Origin of the sequence: Pseudomonas sp. S09G 359 (genome assembly GCF_002843605.1) — a bacterium.
Classification (GTDB): domain Bacteria; phylum Pseudomonadota; class Gammaproteobacteria; order Pseudomonadales; family Pseudomonadaceae; genus Aquipseudomonas.
In genome coordinates this window covers 1,283,349-1,301,150 of sequence record NZ_CP025263.1, presented here as the reverse complement: position 1 = coordinate 1,301,150, position 17,802 = coordinate 1,283,349, and the positions used below count along the sequence as shown (strand labels likewise).

Genomic DNA, 17,802 nt, shown 5'->3' with positions numbered 1-17,802 from the left:
ACCGCAGTGTGTCAGGATTAACCGCGGCGCAGGTTTTGGGGCGGCTTCGCCCCCCAACGCGGGCAAGCCCGCTTGCCACAACAAGCCCGCTCGCGGCAAGGGACTGCTTTTCACAAGGGCTGCTCAGCCCTTGCTCTCGCGGATAATCTGGCGAATCGCGCCCACAAACGCCTCGGCGGGCTGGCCGCCGCTGACCGCGTACTGGTCGTTGAACACGATGGTCGGCACCGAGGTCACCCCGCGGGAAATCCACAACTGCTCTTGCTCACGCACGTCAGCGGCGTATTCATCACTGGCGAGAATTTCGGCCGCGCGCTGGATATCCAGGCCGACGCTTTCGGCGATGATCGCCAGGGTGGCGTGGTCGGAAGGGTCCTGCGCATCGCTGAAATACGCCTTGAACAGCGCTTCCTTGAGGTTGTACTGCAAGCCTTCAAGCCCGGCCCAATGCAGCAGGCGGTGGGCGTCGAAGGTGTTGTAGATACGGCTCTGGCCATCGGTACGGAAGGCAAAACCCAAGTCCGCGCCCATGTCGCGGATGCGCGCACGGTTGGCCTGGGATTCTTCGGCCGTGGAGCCGTATTTTTCGGTGATGTGCTCGACGATGTTCTGCCCTTCGGCTGGCATGTTCGGGTTCAGCTCGAACGGCTGGAAGTGGATCTCGGCCTGTACCTCGGTGCCGAGCTGGTCGAGGGCTTCGGTCAGGCCGCGCAGGCCGATGATGCACCAGGGGCAGGACACGTCGCTGACGAAATCGATTTTCAGGGGAGTACTCATGGTAGGCAACCTCGCTGGCAGTGAATGCGCCACAAAGGTTGCACGATACACCAATGTCACAACACCTTCGAAGGCTCGCCCAGGTCAATCTGCGCCCAATGTGCAGCATCTTCACGATGGGCCTGCAGGTACGGCAACACCGCCGTCAGCAGCGGCGCCTTGAACGCTTCCTGGAAACGATGGGCCATGCCGGGGATCAGCTTGAGCTGGCTGCCTTGGATATGCGCGGCCAGGTGCACGCCGTGCATCACCGGCAACAACGGGTCGGCGGTGCCGTGCACCACCAGGGTCGGCACGCGCAACTGGTTGAGCAACGGCACACGGCTTGGCTCGGCGAGGATCGCCATGATCTGGCGTTTCACCCCGTCCGGGTTGAAGGCACGGTCGTAGGACAGCGCCGCCTGGTGCAGCAATGCGTCACGGTCATCCTTGACATTCGGGCTGCCCAACGCCGCCAGCAAATCGGCCTGTTGCTCCAGCGCCACTTCACGATTGGGCGCGCTGCGCCGCGACAACAATTGCACCAGCGCCGCACTCGGCGCCGGCAAGCCTTCGGCGCCGGAGCTGGTCATGATCAGCGTAAGGCTTTCTACCCGTTGCGGCGCCATGGCGGCCAGGTGCTGGGCGATCATGCCGCCCATGCTTGCGCCCAGCACGTGGAATTGCCGAATCTGCAACGCGTCCATCAAGCCCAGGGCGTCATCGGCCATATCCGTCAGGGTATAGGGGGCCGACACCGGCAAACCGAGCTTGTAGCGCAGCACTTCGAAAGTCAGGTTGGCGCTCGCCGGGGCCTGGCGCCAACTGGACAGGCCGACATCGCGGTTGTCATAGCGGATCACCCGGAAACCCTGCTGACACAAGGCGACCACCACCTCGTCGGGCCAATGGATCAACTGCCCGCCCAGGCCCATCACCAGCAGCAAGGCGGGGTCGGACGCACGGCCGATACTCTGGTAGGCGATGCTCACCTGAGCCAGGTCGACCGTTTGGGTCGGGACATTGACATCACATCGAGAAGCCGCAAAAGACGGCAGGCCGAACAGTAGAGCGGCCAGTAAAAGCAACACGCGCATGAAAAACACCGAAACGCAGAACCCCAGTAGAGCGCGAGTCTGATGAAGTTTGTGCAAGCGCGCTGCCACAGTTGCGTGACAGTTTGATGAAGAGTGCCCAGCGGTCACAGTCGACACGCACCACAACATGAGGCAAACTCACGTCATTAAGAATCATCACAAATTGTATTCATGGAGAGCCCGTGCTCGAAATCCGCCACCTCAAGACCCTGCACGCCCTGCGCGAAGCGGACAGCCTGGTCGAAGCCGCCGAGCGCCTGCACCTGACCCAATCGGCACTGTCCCACCAGTTCAAGGAGCTGGAGGAGCGCCTGGGCATGCCGCTGTTCGTGCGCAAGACCAAGCCGTTGCGCTTCACCAGCGCCGGGCTGCGCCTGCTGCAACTGGCGGACGCCACCCTGCCGCTGCTGCGTGGCGCCGAACGCGATATCGCGCGCCTGGCTGGCGGCACTGCCGGGCGGTTGCACATGGCGATCGAGTGCCACAGTTGCTTCCAGTGGCTGATGCCGACCATCGACCAGTTCCGCGACGCCTGGCCGGAAGTCGAGCTGGACCTGGCCTCCGGGTTTGCCTTCGCGCCGCTGCCGGCCCTGGCCCGTGGCGACCTGGACCTGGTGGTAACGTCCGACCCGCAGGAGTTGCCGGGCATCACTTATGTGCCGCTGTTCACCTACGAAGCCATGCTGGCCGTGGCCAACCAGCACGCGCTGGCGAACAAGTCCTACGTCGTGCCGGAAGACCTGCTGACGGAAACCCTGATCACCTACCCGGTGGAGCGTGACCGCCTGGACATCTTCACCCGCTTCCTCGAGCCGGCCGACGTAGAACCGGCCCAGGTGCGCACCTCAGAGCTGACGGTGATGATGATGCAACTGGTGGCCAGCGGCCGTGGCGTATGCGGCATGCCCCATTGGGCACTGCATGAATACAGCTCGCGCGGTTACGTGAAGGCCAAGCGCCTGGGCGAGAAAGGCCTGTTTGCGACGCTGTATGCGGGCATTCGCGCCGACATGCTGGATGCGCCGTACATGCGCGACTTTTTGCTGACGGCCAAGGACACCTCGTTTTCGACGCTGGATGGGGTCAGTGCAGTGCGTTAAGCGCCGCAGGTGAACATGTGGGAGGGGCGGTGCGACGGTTCGACTTGCCCCCGATGGCGGTGGTTCAGTCAGCACCTGCGTTGACTGACACAACGCCTTCGCGAGCAAGCCCGCTCCCACATGGGACATCACACGACTCTCAGTTCGCGCCACATGTGGATCTTGTCGAAGTAGTCTTCGCCCACCCGCACCGCCAGCGGCTCCAGGCCGTACTGGATGAACCCGCAGCGCTGGTACAGCGCAAGGGCGGCGGCGTTGCCGGCGGTGACGGTCAGCTGGATCACCTTGAGGCGCGGGTGCCGGCGCGCTTCGTCGAGGGCTGCCTCGACCAGTTGCCGGCCCAGGCCCTGCTGCTGATGGGCGCCGCTCACGTACATGCCAAACAGGGTCACCTTGTGCCGCGCCTTCTCGCGCGGCTCGAACGCCAGGCCGACAATGCCGGCCAGTTCCGCGTCGACATAGACGCCGAGCAAGCAATCCAACGCGCTTTCCAGGCGCTTTTCCCACCAGCTCATCGGCATCGCCGCACGCTCCGCCACGCTGGAGGTAAACGCCTGGGGATAGGCGCCGTAAGCCTCCAGCATCAATGCCCGATACGCCTCGGCATCAGCGGCGCCCAGCCTGCGAATGCTCATGCGCTGCGGCGCTGTTCGAGCATCAGGCGTACCGCCAGGGCGGCGAGTACACAGCCCATGAAATAACGCTGCACCGACAGCCAGGTCGGGTTGTGCATGAACCAGGCGGCGATGGAGGCGGCGAACAACGAGATCAGCATATTCACCAGGAAGCTCACGCTGATCTGGGTGAAGCCGAGCATCAAGCTCTGGGTAAATACCGAGCCGTGTTCAGGGGTGATGAACTGCGGGAACACCGAGAGATAGAACACGGCGATTTTCGGATTCAGCGCGCTGGTCAGGAAGCCCATGGTCACCAGCTTGCGCGTGGAGTCCGGCGGCAGTTGCTGGGCTTCGAACGGCGAGCGCGCACCGGGCTTTACCGCCTGCCAGGCCAGCCACAGCAGGTACAGCGCGCCGGCCCATTTCAGCACTTCGTAGGCCATCGGCACCGCCAGGAACACTGCCGTCAGGCCGACCGCCGCCGCGAACAGGTGCACAAAGAACCCCGCAACCACGCCGAGCAACGACACCATACCGGCCTTGCGCCCCTGGCAGATCGAACGCGAGATCAGGTAGATCATGTTCGGGCCGGGGGTGAGTACCATCAGCAGCGACGCGGCGGCAAAAATCAGCAATTCGTTGAGCGGGATCACGGTTCAGTCCTTCGTACCTGCGTCAGGCCGGAGTGGCCTGGGAAGAGCGATAAAACGGCAGGATCAGGTCACGTGTCAAGGGCGCCAACAGCAAGCCGCCATCACCGGCCGGGTCGATCCAGCGCACTTCTTCAATCTCGGCGGCGGGGGTGACCGCTACATCGATCTGTACCTGAAACAGCTCGGCTTCCACGGTGAAACCCGGCTCGTTCACGGCGGGTGCGGAAAACTTGCCAAGGTAGACCGCCTCGTTCGGCTCGATACGCAGGTTCAACTCCTCGAACAGCTCACGGGCCAGGGCCTGCACAGGCTGTTCGCCGGCGTCGATCTTGCCGCCGGGTTGCATGAACGCCTGGGTGCCGCGCTTGCGCACCAACAGGGTCTGGCCGTCATTGCCGATCAGGAGGGCGGCGGCGATGCGGATGGTCAAAGTCATGAACAGATCTTCCTTGAAGGCAAAGACGCAAGGATCACAGAAAGCACCTTAATCGCAAAGCACTGCCTCATCAGGTTCTTTGATAAACACCGAATACTTGGCCCCTTCCATCGCCTCGAACGCAATCAACTTATCCACCAGCGGCAGGTTCAAGACCTTGCCGGCGTTGAGCAGCAGCATGCCGTTATCCGCATTGAGATTACGTGCCAGCACCATGCCCTCGGTCAGTTCGCGGGTAGTCAACACCTTCACGCTCGGGTCACCCAACGTCACGTCACTGAGGAACGCCGCGCACGCCTGCACAAAATCTTCAACCATATCCGGGTCGTAGAGCCTGCCGGCGTATTTGCGGATGTAGAGCAGCGCTTCATCGCTGTTCATCTGGCGCTCAAGGATCAAACCCTTTTGCAGCTCGATGAAGTCCACGGCCAGCTTCAATAAGCGGGCCCCCGAGGGGATCAAATCGCCCTTGAGGTGATCCGGAAAGCCACTGCCGTCCCAGCGCTCCTGGTGATGGCGGATCAGGCGTGCGGCGTCCTTCATCGGCTCCAGGGTCATCAGCAACGATTCGCTCTGGGTCGGGTAATCCCGATAGCGCTCGCGGTCAGTGCTGTGCAGCAGGTCCGAGGGCGCAGCCATCATGCTGTCGCTCCAGCTCAACTTGCCGATGTTATACAGCGCGGCGGCCATGGTCAGGTCGCGGGCGCTGGCTTCGTCCATCACCTGAGCCTTGCAATACACGCGTATCAGCTCAATCAACTGGCGGTTGGTCTGCTTTTGCTTGGGCAACCGCAAGTTGGCCAGCAGCGAAAACACTTCGGTGCCGGTCACGTAGCTGCGCTTAAGTTCATCGTAGGCCAGGTCGAGCATATCGGCGGTTTGCTGCAGCTCGCTGGTGCGGGCAATCACGCGTTTTTCCAGGGTGGCGTTGAGGGCCTTCAACTGGTCGTTCTGCGCGTGGGTCAACTGCTCAAGGCGCAGCCGTTCGCGCTCGGAATGCTGGTGCTCCAGTGACTGACGCAACGTCAGGAGCATTTCTTCATCGTTCCAGGGTTTGCTGATGTAGCGGTGAATCTGACCTTCGTTGATCGCCTTGATCATCATGCCCATGTCGGCATAGCCGGTCAGCAGGATGCGGGTGGTGGCCGGATACAGGCGGTGGGTCTCGGCGAGCAGCATCGCGCCGTCCATCGTCGGCATGCGCGCGTCGGTCATCACCAGGTCAATGGGTTGGGCCGCCATGATTTCCAGGGCCTGGGCCCCACTGCCGGCCAGCAGCACTGCATAGGGTTGGCCACGCAGCAGGCGGCGCAGGCTGTTGAGGATCGATTCTTCGTCGTCGACCAGCAAAATCGTAGGGGTGTAGGCGGACGTCGTAGCACTTTGTTCATCCATGGCAACACCTCCTGGCAATGACACACAATTGCTTCATTGCGACCCGGTGCAATCCATCGCTGTACTTGCTACAGCATTGAGCGCTAGATGAACACCGGGGTAACTGGCGTTGATTTGACGCCAACTGGCCGACTTATTCAAGGGAGCCGACTATGCTTGTGGCATTAAGCTGGTGACCGCTCCTGTTTATCGAAGCATTCAAGGTAAGGAAGCCGTATGCGCCAGAAATCGCCGTTGCGCACCCCGCAGAATCAGCTATGACGCCGCGCTCGGAGCGGGCCAATCGACGCATTCTGATCGTCGATGACACGGCCTCGATCCACGCAGATTTTCGCAAGATACTGTGCGCCGACGCCAACGGCGGCCAGTCCCTGGACAGCATCGAAGAAACCCTGTTCGGCAGCGCCCCGGCAGTGCGTCAGACCTTCGTGCTCGACTCCGCCTATCAGGGCGAGGAAGCCCTGGAACTGGTGACCAAAGCCCTGGCCGACGACGCCCCGTATGCCCTGGTATTCATCGACATGCGCATGCCGCCGGGCTGGGACGGCCTGGAGACTATCGAGCATCTGTGGAAGGTCGACCCGCACCTGCAAATCGCCCTCTGCACCGCCTATTCTGACTACTCCTTCGAAGCCATCGAAGCGCGCCTGCAATACGACGACCAACTGCTGATCCTGAAGAAGCCGTTCGACGACCTGGAAATCCGCCAGATGGCCACCGCCCTGACCTGGAAATGGCAATTGGCACAGGACGCGGCGCGCAAATTGATCGGGCTGGAGCGCACGATTGAGGAACGCGTGCAGGAGCTGCTCAAGGTCTCGCACCTGCTGCAATATGACGCCCTGACCGAACTGCCCAACAGCACACTGCTGGGCGACCGCCTGACGCAAGCCATTGCCGTCTGCCGGCGCCATGGCACCCAGTTGGCCGTGATGTTTATCGGCCTGGACCGCTTCAAGCGCATCAACAACGCCTTGGGCCACCCGGTCGGCGATGAAATGCTCAAGCAGGTCAGCCAGAGCCTGGTGGCCACGGTGCGCGAGTCAGACGCCGTGTTTCGCTACGGCTCCGATGAGTTCGTGCTGATCCTCAACGACATCAAGCACCCGCAGCAAACCCAGTACCTTGCCGAAAAGCTCCTCGCCGCCGTGAGTACCACCCGCTATGTGGCCGGCCACGACCTGAGCGTTACCGCCAGCCTGGGCATCAGTGTCTACCCCAATGACAGCAACAGTGCTGTGGAGCTGATCAAAAAAGCCGAAACCGCCATGCGTACCATCAAAGACCATGGCCCCAACGATTTCAGTTTTTTCATCGACGAAATGAACCTGCGCGCGCAACAACAGCAAAGCCTGGAAAGCGCCATCCGACTGGCCCTGCAGCGCAATGAATTTATCCTGCACTACCAACCCAAGCTGGACCTGAACAGCGGGCAGATCGTCGGCGCCGAAGCGTTGATTCGCTGGCATCAGCCCGATCATGGCTGGATCTACCCGTCGGCCTTCATTCCCGTGGCAGAAGACAGCGGCCTGATTGTGCCGTTGAGCCAATGGGTGTTGCGCCAGGCCTGCACGCAAGCACGCGCCTGGCAGGCCGCCGGCCTGCCCCCCATCTGCATCTCGGTGAATATCTCGGCGCTGGATTTTCGCCAGCGTGACTTTGTCGCCAACCTGGCAGTGACCCTTGAGCACACGGGCCTGGCGCCGCGCTTGCTGGAGCTGGAAATCACCGAGAGCGTGCTGATGCAAAACGTCGAAGACACGCTGACCACCCTGCGCGGCATCAAGACTCTGGGCGTGCGGCTGTCCATCGATGATTTCGGCACGGGCTATTCCAGCCTCAGCTACTTGCGACGCTTCCCGATTGATGTGCTGAAGATCGATCAGTCGTTCATTCGCAGCTTGAGCAACAACACCCAGGACGCCCAGTTGATCAGCGCAATCATCAGCCTGGGTAAAAGCCTGGAGTTGAACATTATCGCCGAAGGCGTGGAGACGCTTGAACAGTTGGCGTTCCTCAAGGCCCACCAGTGTGAGGAGGGCCAGGGTTTCCTGTTCAGCAAAGCCGTTGCGGCCGATGATTTCGCCCGGTTGCTGCAAGCCGGGCAACCCAGCCTGATGCCCACCCCCTGACCCTTTTGCCCCAAGGAGCGACCGCTTGAGCAGCACGACGCCACGTTCTCCTAACCTGTCGCCTCGGGCATTGGGCATGGCCGTCGCCCTGGGGTACGGCGCCTGCCTGCCCACTGCGGCCGCGCCGCTGGATGAGCCGCTCAAGCCGCTGCCGCCAGTGCCGACGCTGGATGCGGCCACCGTGGAGCTGGGGCGCCAGTTGTTCAACGAGACACGACTTTCAGTCAATAACACCAAGTCCTGTGCCAGTTGCCATCAGCTGGAAACGGGCGGTGCGGATAAGCGGCCGTTTTCCCTGGGTTTCGATGGCACCCCCGTCGGGCTCAACACGCCGACGGTGTTCAATGCCAGCCTGAACTTCAAACAATTCTGGAACGCCCGGGTCGACACCCTGCAAGCGCAGGTTGAGCAGGTGGTCACCGGCCCGATGGAAATGGGCAATACCTGGCAGGCCGTGACCCAGACCTTGCAGGCACTGCCCAACTACCAGGCTGCGTTCCAGCAGATCTATGCCGACGGCGTGACGGCGGCCAACGTGCAAAACGCCCTCGCCACTTATGAGCGCACCCTGCTCACCCCCAATTCGCGCTTCGACCAGTACCTGCAAGGCAACACCGGCATCCTCACCACCCAAGAGAAATATGGCTACCAGCGGTTCAAGGACTATGGCTGCATCGCCTGCCATCAGGGCGCCAATATCGGCGGCAACATGTACCAGAAATTCGGCGTGATGGGCGACTACTTCAAGGCCCGTGGCAACCCTACCGAAGCCGACCTGGGCCGCTACCTGCTGACCCAGGACGAAGAAGACCGCAACGTGTTCAAGGTGCCGAGCCTGCGCAATGTTGCGGTGACCGCCCCGTACTTTCACGATGCCTCGGCCAACACCCTCGAGGAGGCTGTCGACGTCATGTTCAAGTACCAGCTGGGGCGAATCCCTTCGGCTGAGGACAAGACACTGATCATCCAATTCCTCAAGACGCTGACCGGTGAATGGGCGGGCAAGCCGCTATGAAATCCTCCCGCCTCGCCAGCCTGCTTACGCTTAGTGGCATCGCCCTGGTACTGGCCTCGGTGCTGGTGTTCCTGTACCTCAAGTCGCTCGGCGACCAGTCCACCACCTACACCGAGTCCCGCGACCTGATCCGCCAGATCAAGCAACTCAATTCCCAATGGGACGTCGAAGTGCTCAAGGCCAGGATCGCCCTCACCCACAACTATGACCCCCTGGTGGCCCCGCTCGAACAGATGCACGCGCTATGGACCACGCTGGAAAGCCGCGAAGGGCTACACCGCCACGATCACCCGGCCGATTGGCAGGCCACGCAGGAGGCTTATCGCCAGTCGATCCAGGAAAAAGCGCGGCTGGTGGAGCGGTTCAAGTCCCACAATGCGGTGCTGCGCAACTCCCTGGCCTTTTTGCCGACCGCCGAGGACGACATACAGGCGCATTTCCTGCGCCTGGAAGACACCGACAAACTGCAACTGCAAGACATCGCCACCGACACGTACGACTTGCTGCTCAGCGCTCTGGAGTTTGCTCAGGTGACGAGCGACGACAAGGCCGCGGACATCCTCGTGGGCCTGAACAAGCTGGCGATCAACAAGGAAAGCCTGCCTGAGGCGTTTCAGGTACCGGTGGAGATTCTCAGCAATCACATTTCGCTGATTCTGCGCGAACAACCGCTGGTCAACGACCTGCTGGATCGTATCGCCGCGATCCCCTTGTCCGATCAGCTGGACGCCATGACCACCCAGCTCAACCAGGACCAGACCGCTGCCGACCTGGTCGATCAGAAGTACCACCGCTACCTGCTGGTGTTTTCCACACTGTTGGTGGTGCTGCTGATGTACCTGGCGGTACGCCTGTTGCGCAGTTTTGCCGAGATCAACCGGGTCAACCGCGCCTTGCAAGGGGTGAATGAGAGCCTGGAACAGCGCGTCGAAGCGCGCACACAGGAACTCAAGGATGCCCAGAGCGAACTGCTCGACAGCGCCCGCCAGGCCGGCATGGCGGAGATCGCCACCAACGTGCTGCACAATGTCGGCAACGTACTCAACAGCGTGAACATCTCCGCCGAACTGGTGGCACGCAAGCTGCGCTCCAGCAAGGCGCTGGGGCTGGGCAAGGCGATGCAATTGATCAACGAGCACCCTGACGACCTGGGGGCTTACCTGCGCGAAGACGAAAAAGGCAAACTGCTGCCGGGCTACCTCAACCAACTGGTGAGCGCGATTGCCACCGAGCAACAGGGCCTGACCGAAGAACTGGCACAGTTGAGCAAAAGCGTGGACCACATCAAAGACATCGTCTCTACCCAGCAATCCTACGCCGGCGTTTCCAGCCTGTTGGAGCCCGTGCAGATCAGTGCCTTGATGGAGGATGCCCTGCGCATGAACTCCGGGGCGCTTAATCGCCACCATGTGACGGTGGTCAAGGAGTACGCCCAGGTACCGCAGCTGATGGCGGACAAACACCGGTTGTTGCTGATCATGGTCAACCTGATCAGCAACGCCAAGTACGCCATGTCGAACCTGAGCGACCGCCCGCGGCAGATCACCTTGTCGATCAAGACCGTAGAGGGCAGCCTCCTGCAAATCAGCGTCAAGGACGAAGGCGAAGGCATACCCGCTGAAAACATGACGCGAATCTTCACCCACGGCTTCACCACCCGCAAGGAAGGCCATGGTTTCGGCCTGCACAGCTGTGCCCTGGCCGCGATTGAAATGAATGGCCGTCTCACCGCCCATAGTGATGGGCCGGGCAAGGGCGCCGTGTTCACCTTGCAAATACCCCTCAACGATGCAGCAGGCCCAGCATGAACCAACCTTCGAACCGGCGCGTGCTGCTGATCGACGATACGCCGTCGATCCACGAAGACTTCCGCAAAATCCTCACGCCGCCCCTGGAGCAGAACCAGGCCCTGGACGAGATGGAGGCAGCGCTGTTCGGTACCCGCGACACGCCACAGGGGCAGGCGTTCGAACTGGACTCGGCTTACGGCGGCCAGGAGGGGCTGAAGTTGCTCGAGGTGGCCATGGCCGAACACCGACCGTATGCCTTGGCCTTCGTCGACATGCGCATGCCCCAGGGCTGGGACGGCGCCCAGACCATCGAAGAACTCTGGAAGGTCGACCCGAACCTGCAAGTGGTGGTGTGTACGGCGTACTCGGATTATTCCTGGGAGGAGCTGCTGTTTCGCCTGCATGCCCATGATCGACTGCTGATCCTGAAAAAGCCGTTCGACAATATTGAAGTGCAGCAGATGGCCAATACCCTGGCCGCCAAATGGGATATGGCGCGGCGTGCGTCGTTGCAAACCAGCCACCTGGAACACTTGGTGGAACAGCGCACCCTGGCACTCACCCAGGCCGGCCAGGCGCTGCAGCTGGAAATCGACGAACGCAAACAACTGGAAAGCCAGCTGGTGCAATCAGAAAAACTCGCCTCCCTGGGCCAACTGGCGGCCGGCGTAGCCCACGAAATCAATAACCCGGTGGGGTTTATTTCTTCGAACCTTGGCACGCTGGGCGGCTACTTCAACCAGTTGCAGGAAATGCTCGACGCCTATCGGCAAGCAGAAACCGCACTGGGCGGTGATCATTTCGAAGCCTTGCGGCAGCGCCTGGACCTGGATTTCCTCAAGGAAGATATCCCCACGTTGCTGCGTGAATCCAGGGATGGCATTGGCCGCGTAGCGCAGATCGTCAAGGATCTGAAAGACTTTTCCCGGGTGGATAACGACCAGACCTGGCAATGGGCAAACCTGCAGCAGGGCATCGACTCGACCTTGAACATCGTCGCCAGTGAACTCAAGTACAAGGCCGATGTGATCAAGCACTACACGCCGCTGCCGGACATCGAATGCCTGGCATCGCAGCTCAATCAAGTGGTGATGAACCTGGTGATCAACGCCGCGCAAGCCATGGGGCCGGAACGCGGCACCATCACGATCAGCAACGGGGTAGAAGGCGAGAACATTTGGCTGGAAGTCACAGACAACGGCTGCGGGATTGCCCCGGACAGCGTGCAGAAAATCTTCGATCCATTCTTCACCACCAAGCCGGTGGGTGAAGGGACGGGGTTGGGGTTGTCCCTCTCCTACGGCATCGTCAAAAAACACCGTGGCGCGATCACCGTCGGCAGCGAATTGGGCAAAGGCACCACGTTCAGAGTGGTGCTGCCCATTCGCCAAACACTGTAGCCGTCCTCACGCCTCGGCTTTTTTCGGGCTCGAGCCAAACGCTGCAAACCGTTTGTTGAACCCGGCGATACGGCCTTCGGCCTGGGTCTTGCGCTGTTGCCCGGTGTAGATCGGGTGTGAGGCGCTGGACACGTCCAGGGGAATGTAAGGGTAGGTGTTGCCGTCGCTGTGTTTATGGGTGCGGTCGCTGTCGGCGGTGGAGCCGATCAGGAAGAACACGTCGGCGGCGGTGTCGTGGAACAGCACGGTGCGGTAGTCGGGATGGATACCAGCTTTCATAAGGCCTCCGGGGCGTATGGGTGCATTTCAAGTGTTATACAGTAACACAAATCATGCGCCCAAACGAGAACCGATTGCAATAAGAATAGGCCCGTAGCTTCTATGCAGCTTCCTGGAAGTCCATTTCCGGCGGTTGTTGCGAGAAGCCGCGCGTGAGGAACCCGAGGTAAACCAGGCCGATCGCCAGCCACACCAGGCCGAGGTAGATGGCCAGGTGATCGAGGCTGACCATCAGCCACAAATCCGCCGCCAGGCCGATGGCCGGGAAGACCAGGAACAGGATCAACTCACGCACGCCACGCTGCTTGGCGCCGATCCAGTAGTGAAAGATCACCGACAGGTTCACCAGGCTGAACGCCAGGAACGCGCCGAAGTTGATGAACGAGGTGGAGGTGGTCACGTCCAGCTTCAACGCCAGCAAGGCCACCGCCGCACACAGCAGGATGCTGTTGACCGGCGTACCAAAGCGCGCATGCAAGGTGCCGAAAAACGACTTGGGCAACACCCCGTCGCGGCCCATCGCAAACAGCAGCCGCGAGCCGCTGGCCTGGGCCGACAGCCCCGAGGCGAACTGGCCGACGATCAGGCCGATCAGGAAGATCGACACAAACAGGTCACCGCCGATATTGCGCGCAATTTCATACGCCGCGGAATCCACATTGGCGAACTCGAACGACGGGTGGGCGATCTGCACAAAGTAGGACACGCCGACAAAGATCAACCCGCCGATCAAGGTGATCAACATGATCGCCCGTGGGATGGTACGGCGTGGGTCGCGGGTTTCTTCGGTCAGGGTGCTGACGGCGTCAAAGCCGAGGAACGAATAGCAGGCGATGGCGGCGCCGCTCATGATCAGCGGCATGTGCATCTGGCCGTTGAAGAAGGGGGCAATGGTCCACAGCGGCTTGCTCGCGTCGCCGCCTATGTAGTGGATACACAGCACCACAAACGCGATCAACACCAGCGCTTGCACCAGCATCAACAGCGCGTTGATGCCGTTGGCCAGCTTGAGGCCGACGATATTGATCGCGCTGGTGACGCCGATAAACGCCAGCACCCAGACCCACTGCGGCACCGCAGGGAATGCCGAGTTGAGGTACGCCGCGCCGATCAGCCAGATGGCCATGGGCAGGAACAGGTAGTCGAGCAACACCGCCCAACCGGCAATAAACCCCAGCTTGGGGCTGATGGCCTTGCGCACATAGCTGTAGGCCGAGCCCGCAACGGGGAAAGCCGAGGCCATGCGCCCGTAGCTCATGGCGGTAAAGAACATCGCCACCAGGGCCGCCAGGTAAGCGGCGGGGACCATGCCGGCGGTGGATTGCGCCAGGATGCCGAAGGTGCCGAGCACAATGATCGGCGTCATATAGGCGATGCCAAACAGCACCACCGACCCTAATGACAGGGTGCGTTGCAAACGAGCCATGAGCGATTCTCCGCGCAATTATTAGATTTATGGCAGAACTGAAGTCGGTGCAGCAGATGTCGTTTTTCTTATGTTCAAAACACTTCTGTGGCTTGAAATGCTTCTGTGGTCGGTGGGCTTCTGTGGCGAGCGGGCTTGCTGTGGCGAGCGGGCTTGCCCGCGTTGGGCTGCGAAGCAGCCCCAATCAATACAGTCACCGCGTTTCTCCAGACAAAACGGGGTGGCAGGTTTCAGGGCCGCTTCGCGCCCCAACGCGGGCAAGCCCGCTCGCCACAACAAGCCTCATCACCACAACAAACTTGCTAGCCACAACAAGCCTCATCACCACAACAAACTGCTGGCCACAACAAGCCTCCTGGCCGCAAAGCGTCAGTTTCAAGCTTTGGGGATCAGCAGCTCGCGCGTCCCGTCGCTGTGCTCAATCACCTCGCCCGGCAATTTCAAACGCTGGTCGTCCAGGTAGCGGTAGTCCTTGCGGGCCGCTGCCAACTGGTCGAGATCCAGCTCGACCGTGTATTGCCCTGCGTCGCGCCCGGCTTCGAACAGCAACGTGCCGAACGGGTCCACCAAGGCGCTGCCGCCGGCAAACAGCAGGCCGCCATCGCCCTCTTCCACGCGGTTGACCATCAGCGCAAACGCCTGGTTTTCCTGGGCCCGGGCCATGATCGCGGTGCGGTGTGTGGGGCCGTAGGGGTCCATGTTGCCGTTGGTGACGATCAGTAGTTCAGTGCCCAATTGCGCCAAAGCGCGGGCGGTTTCCGGGAACTCGATGTCGTAGCAGATCAACAGGCCCACGCGCACGCCGTTCCACACGCAGGTGGCGTAGCGATCGCCCGGGGTGAACACGCCACGATCCGAGGCCCACAAGTGGGTCTTGCGATAACGCAGGGCGATGCCTTCGGGGGTGATCAGCAAGGTGGTGTTGTAGAAGCGGCCGCCATCGTTCTCGGCCATGCCGATCACCACTGCGATATTGCGCGCACGCGCGGCCTGGATAACGGCCTGCACGGTCGGGCCGTCCAGCGGCTCGGCGATGTCAGCGACTGTCTCGGCCGACGGGAAGCCCATCAGATGGGTTTCCGGGAATACGATCAACTGCGTGTCGGCCGCCGTTGCAGCAATCGCCGCCAACGCCCGCTCAAGGTTGTAAGCTGTGCCGTTATCGCGGCCTGCCAACTGGGCAAATTCGACCTTCATGGGACATCCTGTGGTTTTATCTGTGGCGCAGTATGCGCAGCCGCACCCGCCGGGGAAATCACGCCGCCGGGGTAACCCTATGGGGGTAGACGAATGACCGTTTCGCTGCAAGATATCGCCTGGCACCGTTCGGTGGGGCAAATGATAGACGCCCTCGACCAGGCCAACTTCTGGACCCAACTGGTGCGGCTATTGGACCAATACGTGGCGTTCGACAGTTGGGTGGTGTTGCTCTTCAGCAGCGCACACCGCCCGCTGGTGTTCGCCGAATGCCCCGGCGCCGACGGCACGCCGGACCAACTGTTCCAGGACTACCTCAACGGCCTCTACCTGCTCGACCCCTTCTACATCGCCAGCCGCGAGCACTCGCGCACCGGCCTGTTGCGCCTGGCGGACGTCGCGCCAGAGCATTTTGAACTCACCGAGTACTACCAGCGTTACTTCCGCCTGAACGTGGTGGCAGATGAAATCCAATTTAATTGCCATCTGCCGGATGGGCGTACGCTATGCCTGTCCCTGGGCTCGAAGCAGCGTTTTGACCCGCAGCAGATCGCCCTGCTGTCGCTGATCCAGCCCTGGGTATTGAGCTTGCTACGCCAGCGCCTGCCCCATGAACTGAACCAGGTCAGCGCCCCGCAACCGCCGATCCAGAATGACGACTGGGGCGCACACCTCACCGCCCGCGAGTTGGATGTGGGCCGCTTGATGCTCAGCGGTTGCTCCAGCAAGGAAATCGCTCGTAAGCTGGAAATCTCTGTTGAAACCGTGAAAGTCCATAAAAAACACATGTACAGCAAACTAGGGATCAAATCCCAGTCGGAGCTGTTCTCGATCTTTCTTCAGGCGCAAAACGCCTAGCCGATGAGTCCGAACCAAGGAAAACCGTATGAGCCTGTCGTTACTAAGCCGTTACGCCTTCTTTGCCGTGTGCGTCATTTTCACCCTCGCCAGCCTGCCGTTTATCCAACATGAATGGCTGTGGCCGATCACCCTGGTCACCGGCGTATTAAGCCTGATCGGCCTGTTCGACCTGCTGCAAAGCCCCCACGCGGTACGCCGCAACTACCCGATCCTGGGCAATATCCGCTACCTGGTGGAGGCCATCCGCCCGGAAATCCGCCAGTATTTGCTTGAATCCGACAGCGACGCCCTGCCCTTTTCCCGTTCGCAGCGTTCCCTGGTGTATTCACGCGCCAAGAATGAAACCGCCGACAAACCCTTCGGCACGCTGATCGACGTGTACCAGTCGGGCTTCGAATTTATCGGCCACTCCATGCGCCCCGCGCCGCTCAGCGACCCCAGCGCGTTTCGCGTGATGGTCGGCGGCCCACAGTGCACGCAGCCGTATTCGGCCTCGGTGTTCAATATCTCGGCGATGAGCTTTGGCTCGCTGAGTGCCAATGCGATCCGCGCCCTTAACCAGGGCGCCAAGCTCGGCAACTTTGCCCACGACACCGGCGAAGGCAGCATCAGCCCCTACCACCGCGAAAACGGCGGCGACCTGACCTGGGAACTGGGCAGTGGCTACTTTGGCTGCCGCACCAGCGACGGCCGGTTCGACCCGGAACGCTTCGCCGTGCAGGCGCAGAACCCGCAAGTGCGCATGATCGAAATCAAGATGAGCCAGGGCGCCAAGCCGGGCCATGGCGGCATCCTGCCCAAACACAAAGTGACGAAGGAGATCGCCGAAACCCGCGGTATTTTGATGGGCGAAGACTGCGTCTCGCCGTCACGCCACAGTGCGTTTTCCACCCCCATCGAATTGATGCAGTTCATCGCGCAACTGCGGGAGCTGTCCGGCGGCAAACCGGTGGGTTTCAAGTTCTGCCTGGGCCACCCGTGGGAGTTCATGGGCATCGCCAAGGCCATGCTCGAAACCGGCATCCTCCCGGACTTTATCGTGGTCGACGGCAAGGAAGGCGGCACCGGCGCCGCGCCCGTTGAGTTCACCGACCATATCGGTGTGCCGTTGCGCGAAGGCCTGCTGTTTGTGCACAACACCCTGGTGGGCCTGAACCTGCGCGACAAGATCAAACTCGGCGCCAGCGGCAAGATCGTCAGCGCCTTCGATATCGCCAGTGTCCTGGCCATCGGCGCCGATTGGGCCAACTCGGCGCGGGGTTTTATGTTTGCCATCGGCTGCATCCAGTCGCAAAGCTGCCATACCAATAAATGCCCCACCGGCGTCGCCACCCAGGACCCACTACGCCAGCGCGCCCTGGTGGTCCCGGACAAAGCCCAACGGGTGTTCAACTTTCACCGCAACACCCTCAAGGCCCTGGCCGAGATGCTCGCGGCGGCGGGCCTGGATCACCCCTCGCAGCTGTCGGCCAAGCATTTGGTACGGCGCATGTCGGCGACCGAAATCAAATTGTTCTCGCAGTTGCATGTGTTCCTGAAGCCTGGGGAGTTGCTCACCGGCGAGGTCAATGGCGAGTTCTATTCGCGCATGTGGCAGATGGCACGCGCGGACAGCTTTGAGCCACATGAAACCGCAGCCGCCTAAAAG

General features: G+C 61.3%; 16 protein-coding genes. 7 read left to right on the top strand and 9 right to left on the bottom strand.

Annotation, left to right across the window (positions count from 1 at the left end; translation table 11 throughout):
- Positions 1 to 123 precede the first annotated feature (123 nt).
- Positions 124 to 777 (bottom strand): DsbA family oxidoreductase, encoded by a 654-nt coding sequence (locus CXQ82_RS05800; RefSeq protein ID WP_101266968.1) that lies wholly within the window; start codon positions 775 to 777, stop codon positions 124 to 126.
- Positions 778 to 833: 56 nt separating this feature from the next.
- Positions 834 to 1,853 (bottom strand): alpha/beta fold hydrolase, encoded by a 1,020-nt coding sequence (locus CXQ82_RS05795; RefSeq protein ID WP_101266966.1) that lies wholly within the window; start codon positions 1,851 to 1,853, stop codon positions 834 to 836.
- A gap of 182 nt (positions 1,854 to 2,035) precedes the next feature.
- Here CXQ82_RS05795 and metR point away from each other — a divergent pair, with 182 nt between their 5' ends.
- Positions 2,036 to 2,953 carry a transcriptional regulator MetR gene (metR, locus tag CXQ82_RS05790; RefSeq protein WP_101266964.1) on the top strand — a complete coding sequence of 306 codons (918 nt, stop codon included), beginning with the start codon at positions 2,036 to 2,038 and terminating at the stop codon, positions 2,951 to 2,953.
- Positions 2,954 to 3,081: 128 nt separating this feature from the next.
- Here metR and CXQ82_RS05785 read toward each other — a convergent pair whose 3' ends face one another.
- Genes CXQ82_RS05785 through CXQ82_RS05770 form a run of 4 tightly spaced genes read right to left on the bottom strand, consistent with a single transcriptional unit; the run spans position 3,082 to position 6,054 of the window.
- A complete protein-coding gene (locus CXQ82_RS05785; protein WP_101266962.1) occupies positions 3,082 to 3,588 on the bottom strand; it encodes a GNAT family N-acetyltransferase in 507 nt (168 codons plus the stop codon).
- Complete coding sequence (locus CXQ82_RS05780) at positions 3,585 to 4,223, bottom strand: LysE family translocator (RefSeq protein ID WP_101266960.1); 639 nt, start codon at positions 4,221 to 4,223, stop codon at positions 3,585 to 3,587. The genes CXQ82_RS05785 and CXQ82_RS05780 overlap by 4 nt, the downstream gene beginning before the upstream one ends.
- 22 nt (positions 4,224 to 4,245) lie before the next feature.
- Positions 4,246 to 4,659 carry an NUDIX domain-containing protein gene (locus CXQ82_RS05775; RefSeq protein WP_101266958.1) on the bottom strand — a complete coding sequence of 138 codons (414 nt, stop codon included), beginning with the start codon at positions 4,657 to 4,659 and terminating at the stop codon, positions 4,246 to 4,248.
- A gap of 48 nt (positions 4,660 to 4,707) precedes the next feature.
- Complete coding sequence (locus CXQ82_RS05770; protein ID WP_101266956.1) at positions 4,708 to 6,054, bottom strand: HD domain-containing phosphohydrolase; 1,347 nt, start codon at positions 6,052 to 6,054, stop codon at positions 4,708 to 4,710.
- A gap of 257 nt (positions 6,055 to 6,311) precedes the next feature.
- On the opposite strand from CXQ82_RS05770, the gene CXQ82_RS05765 reads away from it, so the two are divergent.
- The 4 genes from CXQ82_RS05765 to CXQ82_RS05750 all read left to right on the top strand — a co-directional run bounded on the left by CXQ82_RS05765 (position 6,312) and on the right by CXQ82_RS05750 (position 12,391).
- On the top strand, positions 6,312 to 8,186 hold the full coding sequence (locus CXQ82_RS05765) for a bifunctional diguanylate cyclase/phosphodiesterase (RefSeq protein ID WP_101266954.1): 1,875 nt from the start codon (positions 6,312 to 6,314) through the stop codon (positions 8,184 to 8,186).
- Positions 8,187 to 8,262: 76 nt separating this feature from the next.
- Positions 8,263 to 9,201 carry a cytochrome-c peroxidase gene (locus CXQ82_RS05760; protein WP_101266952.1) on the top strand — a complete coding sequence of 313 codons (939 nt, stop codon included), beginning with the start codon at positions 8,263 to 8,265 and terminating at the stop codon, positions 9,199 to 9,201.
- The gene (locus CXQ82_RS05755; RefSeq protein ID WP_101273725.1) at positions 9,198 to 11,009 is read left to right on the top strand and encodes a DAHL domain-containing protein; all 1,812 of its coding nucleotides are present in this window, start codon (positions 9,198 to 9,200) and stop codon (positions 11,007 to 11,009) included. The genes CXQ82_RS05760 and CXQ82_RS05755 overlap by 4 nt, the downstream gene beginning before the upstream one ends.
- Positions 11,006 to 12,391, top strand: coding sequence for an ATP-binding protein (locus CXQ82_RS05750; RefSeq protein WP_101266950.1), 1,386 nt, complete (start codon positions 11,006 to 11,008; stop codon positions 12,389 to 12,391). The genes CXQ82_RS05755 and CXQ82_RS05750 overlap by 4 nt, the downstream gene beginning before the upstream one ends.
- Before the next feature lie 6 nt (positions 12,392 to 12,397).
- On the opposite strand, the gene CXQ82_RS05745 is transcribed toward CXQ82_RS05750, so the two are convergent.
- From CXQ82_RS05745 to CXQ82_RS05735, 3 genes are all read right to left on the bottom strand, one after another.
- The gene (locus tag CXQ82_RS05745; protein ID WP_101266948.1) at positions 12,398 to 12,670 is read right to left on the bottom strand and encodes a type B 50S ribosomal protein L31; all 273 of its coding nucleotides are present in this window, start codon (positions 12,668 to 12,670) and stop codon (positions 12,398 to 12,400) included.
- 100 nt (positions 12,671 to 12,770) lie between these two features.
- The gene (locus CXQ82_RS05740) at positions 12,771 to 14,096 is read right to left on the bottom strand and encodes an APC family permease (protein WP_101266947.1); all 1,326 of its coding nucleotides are present in this window, start codon (positions 14,094 to 14,096) and stop codon (positions 12,771 to 12,773) included.
- 375 nt (positions 14,097 to 14,471) lie between these two features.
- A complete protein-coding gene (locus tag CXQ82_RS05735) occupies positions 14,472 to 15,293 on the bottom strand; it encodes a carbon-nitrogen hydrolase family protein (protein ID WP_101266945.1) in 822 nt (273 codons plus the stop codon).
- Positions 15,294 to 15,386: 93 nt separating this feature from the next.
- Between CXQ82_RS05735 and CXQ82_RS05730 the strand changes: the two genes are divergently transcribed.
- Together CXQ82_RS05730 and CXQ82_RS05725 are read left to right on the top strand one after the other, a co-directional pair.
- On the top strand, positions 15,387 to 16,151 hold the full coding sequence (locus tag CXQ82_RS05730; RefSeq protein WP_101266943.1) for a LuxR C-terminal-related transcriptional regulator: 765 nt from the start codon (positions 15,387 to 15,389) through the stop codon (positions 16,149 to 16,151).
- A 28-nt stretch (positions 16,152 to 16,179) separates the two neighbouring features.
- Positions 16,180 to 17,799 carry an FMN-binding glutamate synthase family protein gene (locus CXQ82_RS05725; protein ID WP_101266942.1) on the top strand — a complete coding sequence of 540 codons (1,620 nt, stop codon included), beginning with the start codon at positions 16,180 to 16,182 and terminating at the stop codon, positions 17,797 to 17,799.
- The last annotated feature ends 3 nt before the right edge of the window (positions 17,800 to 17,802 follow it).

Excerpts from the sequence above, each read along its gene's own strand:
- CXQ82_RS05770 (WP_101266956.1), bottom strand. The coding sequence starts at position 6,054 with ATGGATGAACAAAGTGCTACGACGTCCGCCTACACCCCTACGATTTTG.
- CXQ82_RS05775 (WP_101266958.1), bottom strand. The coding sequence starts at position 4,659 with ATGACTTTGACCATCCGCATCGCCGCCGCCCTCCTGATCGGCAATGAC.
- CXQ82_RS05795 (WP_101266966.1), bottom strand. The coding sequence starts at position 1,853 with ATGCGCGTGTTGCTTTTACTGGCCGCTCTACTGTTCGGCCTGCCGTCT.
- CXQ82_RS05785 (WP_101266962.1), bottom strand. The coding sequence starts at position 3,588 with ATGAGCATTCGCAGGCTGGGCGCCGCTGATGCCGAGGCGTATCGGGCA.
- CXQ82_RS05800 (WP_101266968.1), bottom strand. The coding sequence starts at position 777 with ATGAGTACTCCCCTGAAAATCGATTTCGTCAGCGACGTGTCCTGCCCC.
- CXQ82_RS05760 (WP_101266952.1), top strand. The coding sequence starts at position 8,263 with ATGGCCGTCGCCCTGGGGTACGGCGCCTGCCTGCCCACTGCGGCCGCG.
- CXQ82_RS05745 (WP_101266948.1), bottom strand. The coding sequence starts at position 12,670 with ATGAAAGCTGGTATCCATCCCGACTACCGCACCGTGCTGTTCCACGAC.
- CXQ82_RS05725 (WP_101266942.1), top strand. The coding sequence starts at position 16,180 with ATGAGCCTGTCGTTACTAAGCCGTTACGCCTTCTTTGCCGTGTGCGTC.
- CXQ82_RS05740 (WP_101266947.1), bottom strand. The coding sequence starts at position 14,096 with ATGGCTCGTTTGCAACGCACCCTGTCATTAGGGTCGGTGGTGCTGTTT.
- CXQ82_RS05765 (WP_101266954.1), top strand. The coding sequence starts at position 6,312 with ATGACGCCGCGCTCGGAGCGGGCCAATCGACGCATTCTGATCGTCGAT.
- CXQ82_RS05750 (WP_101266950.1), top strand. The coding sequence starts at position 11,006 with ATGAACCAACCTTCGAACCGGCGCGTGCTGCTGATCGACGATACGCCG.
- CXQ82_RS05735 (WP_101266945.1), bottom strand. The coding sequence starts at position 15,293 with ATGAAGGTCGAATTTGCCCAGTTGGCAGGCCGCGATAACGGCACAGCT.
- CXQ82_RS05730 (WP_101266943.1), top strand. The coding sequence starts at position 15,387 with ATGACCGTTTCGCTGCAAGATATCGCCTGGCACCGTTCGGTGGGGCAA.
- CXQ82_RS05755 (WP_101273725.1), top strand. The coding sequence starts at position 9,198 with ATGAAATCCTCCCGCCTCGCCAGCCTGCTTACGCTTAGTGGCATCGCC.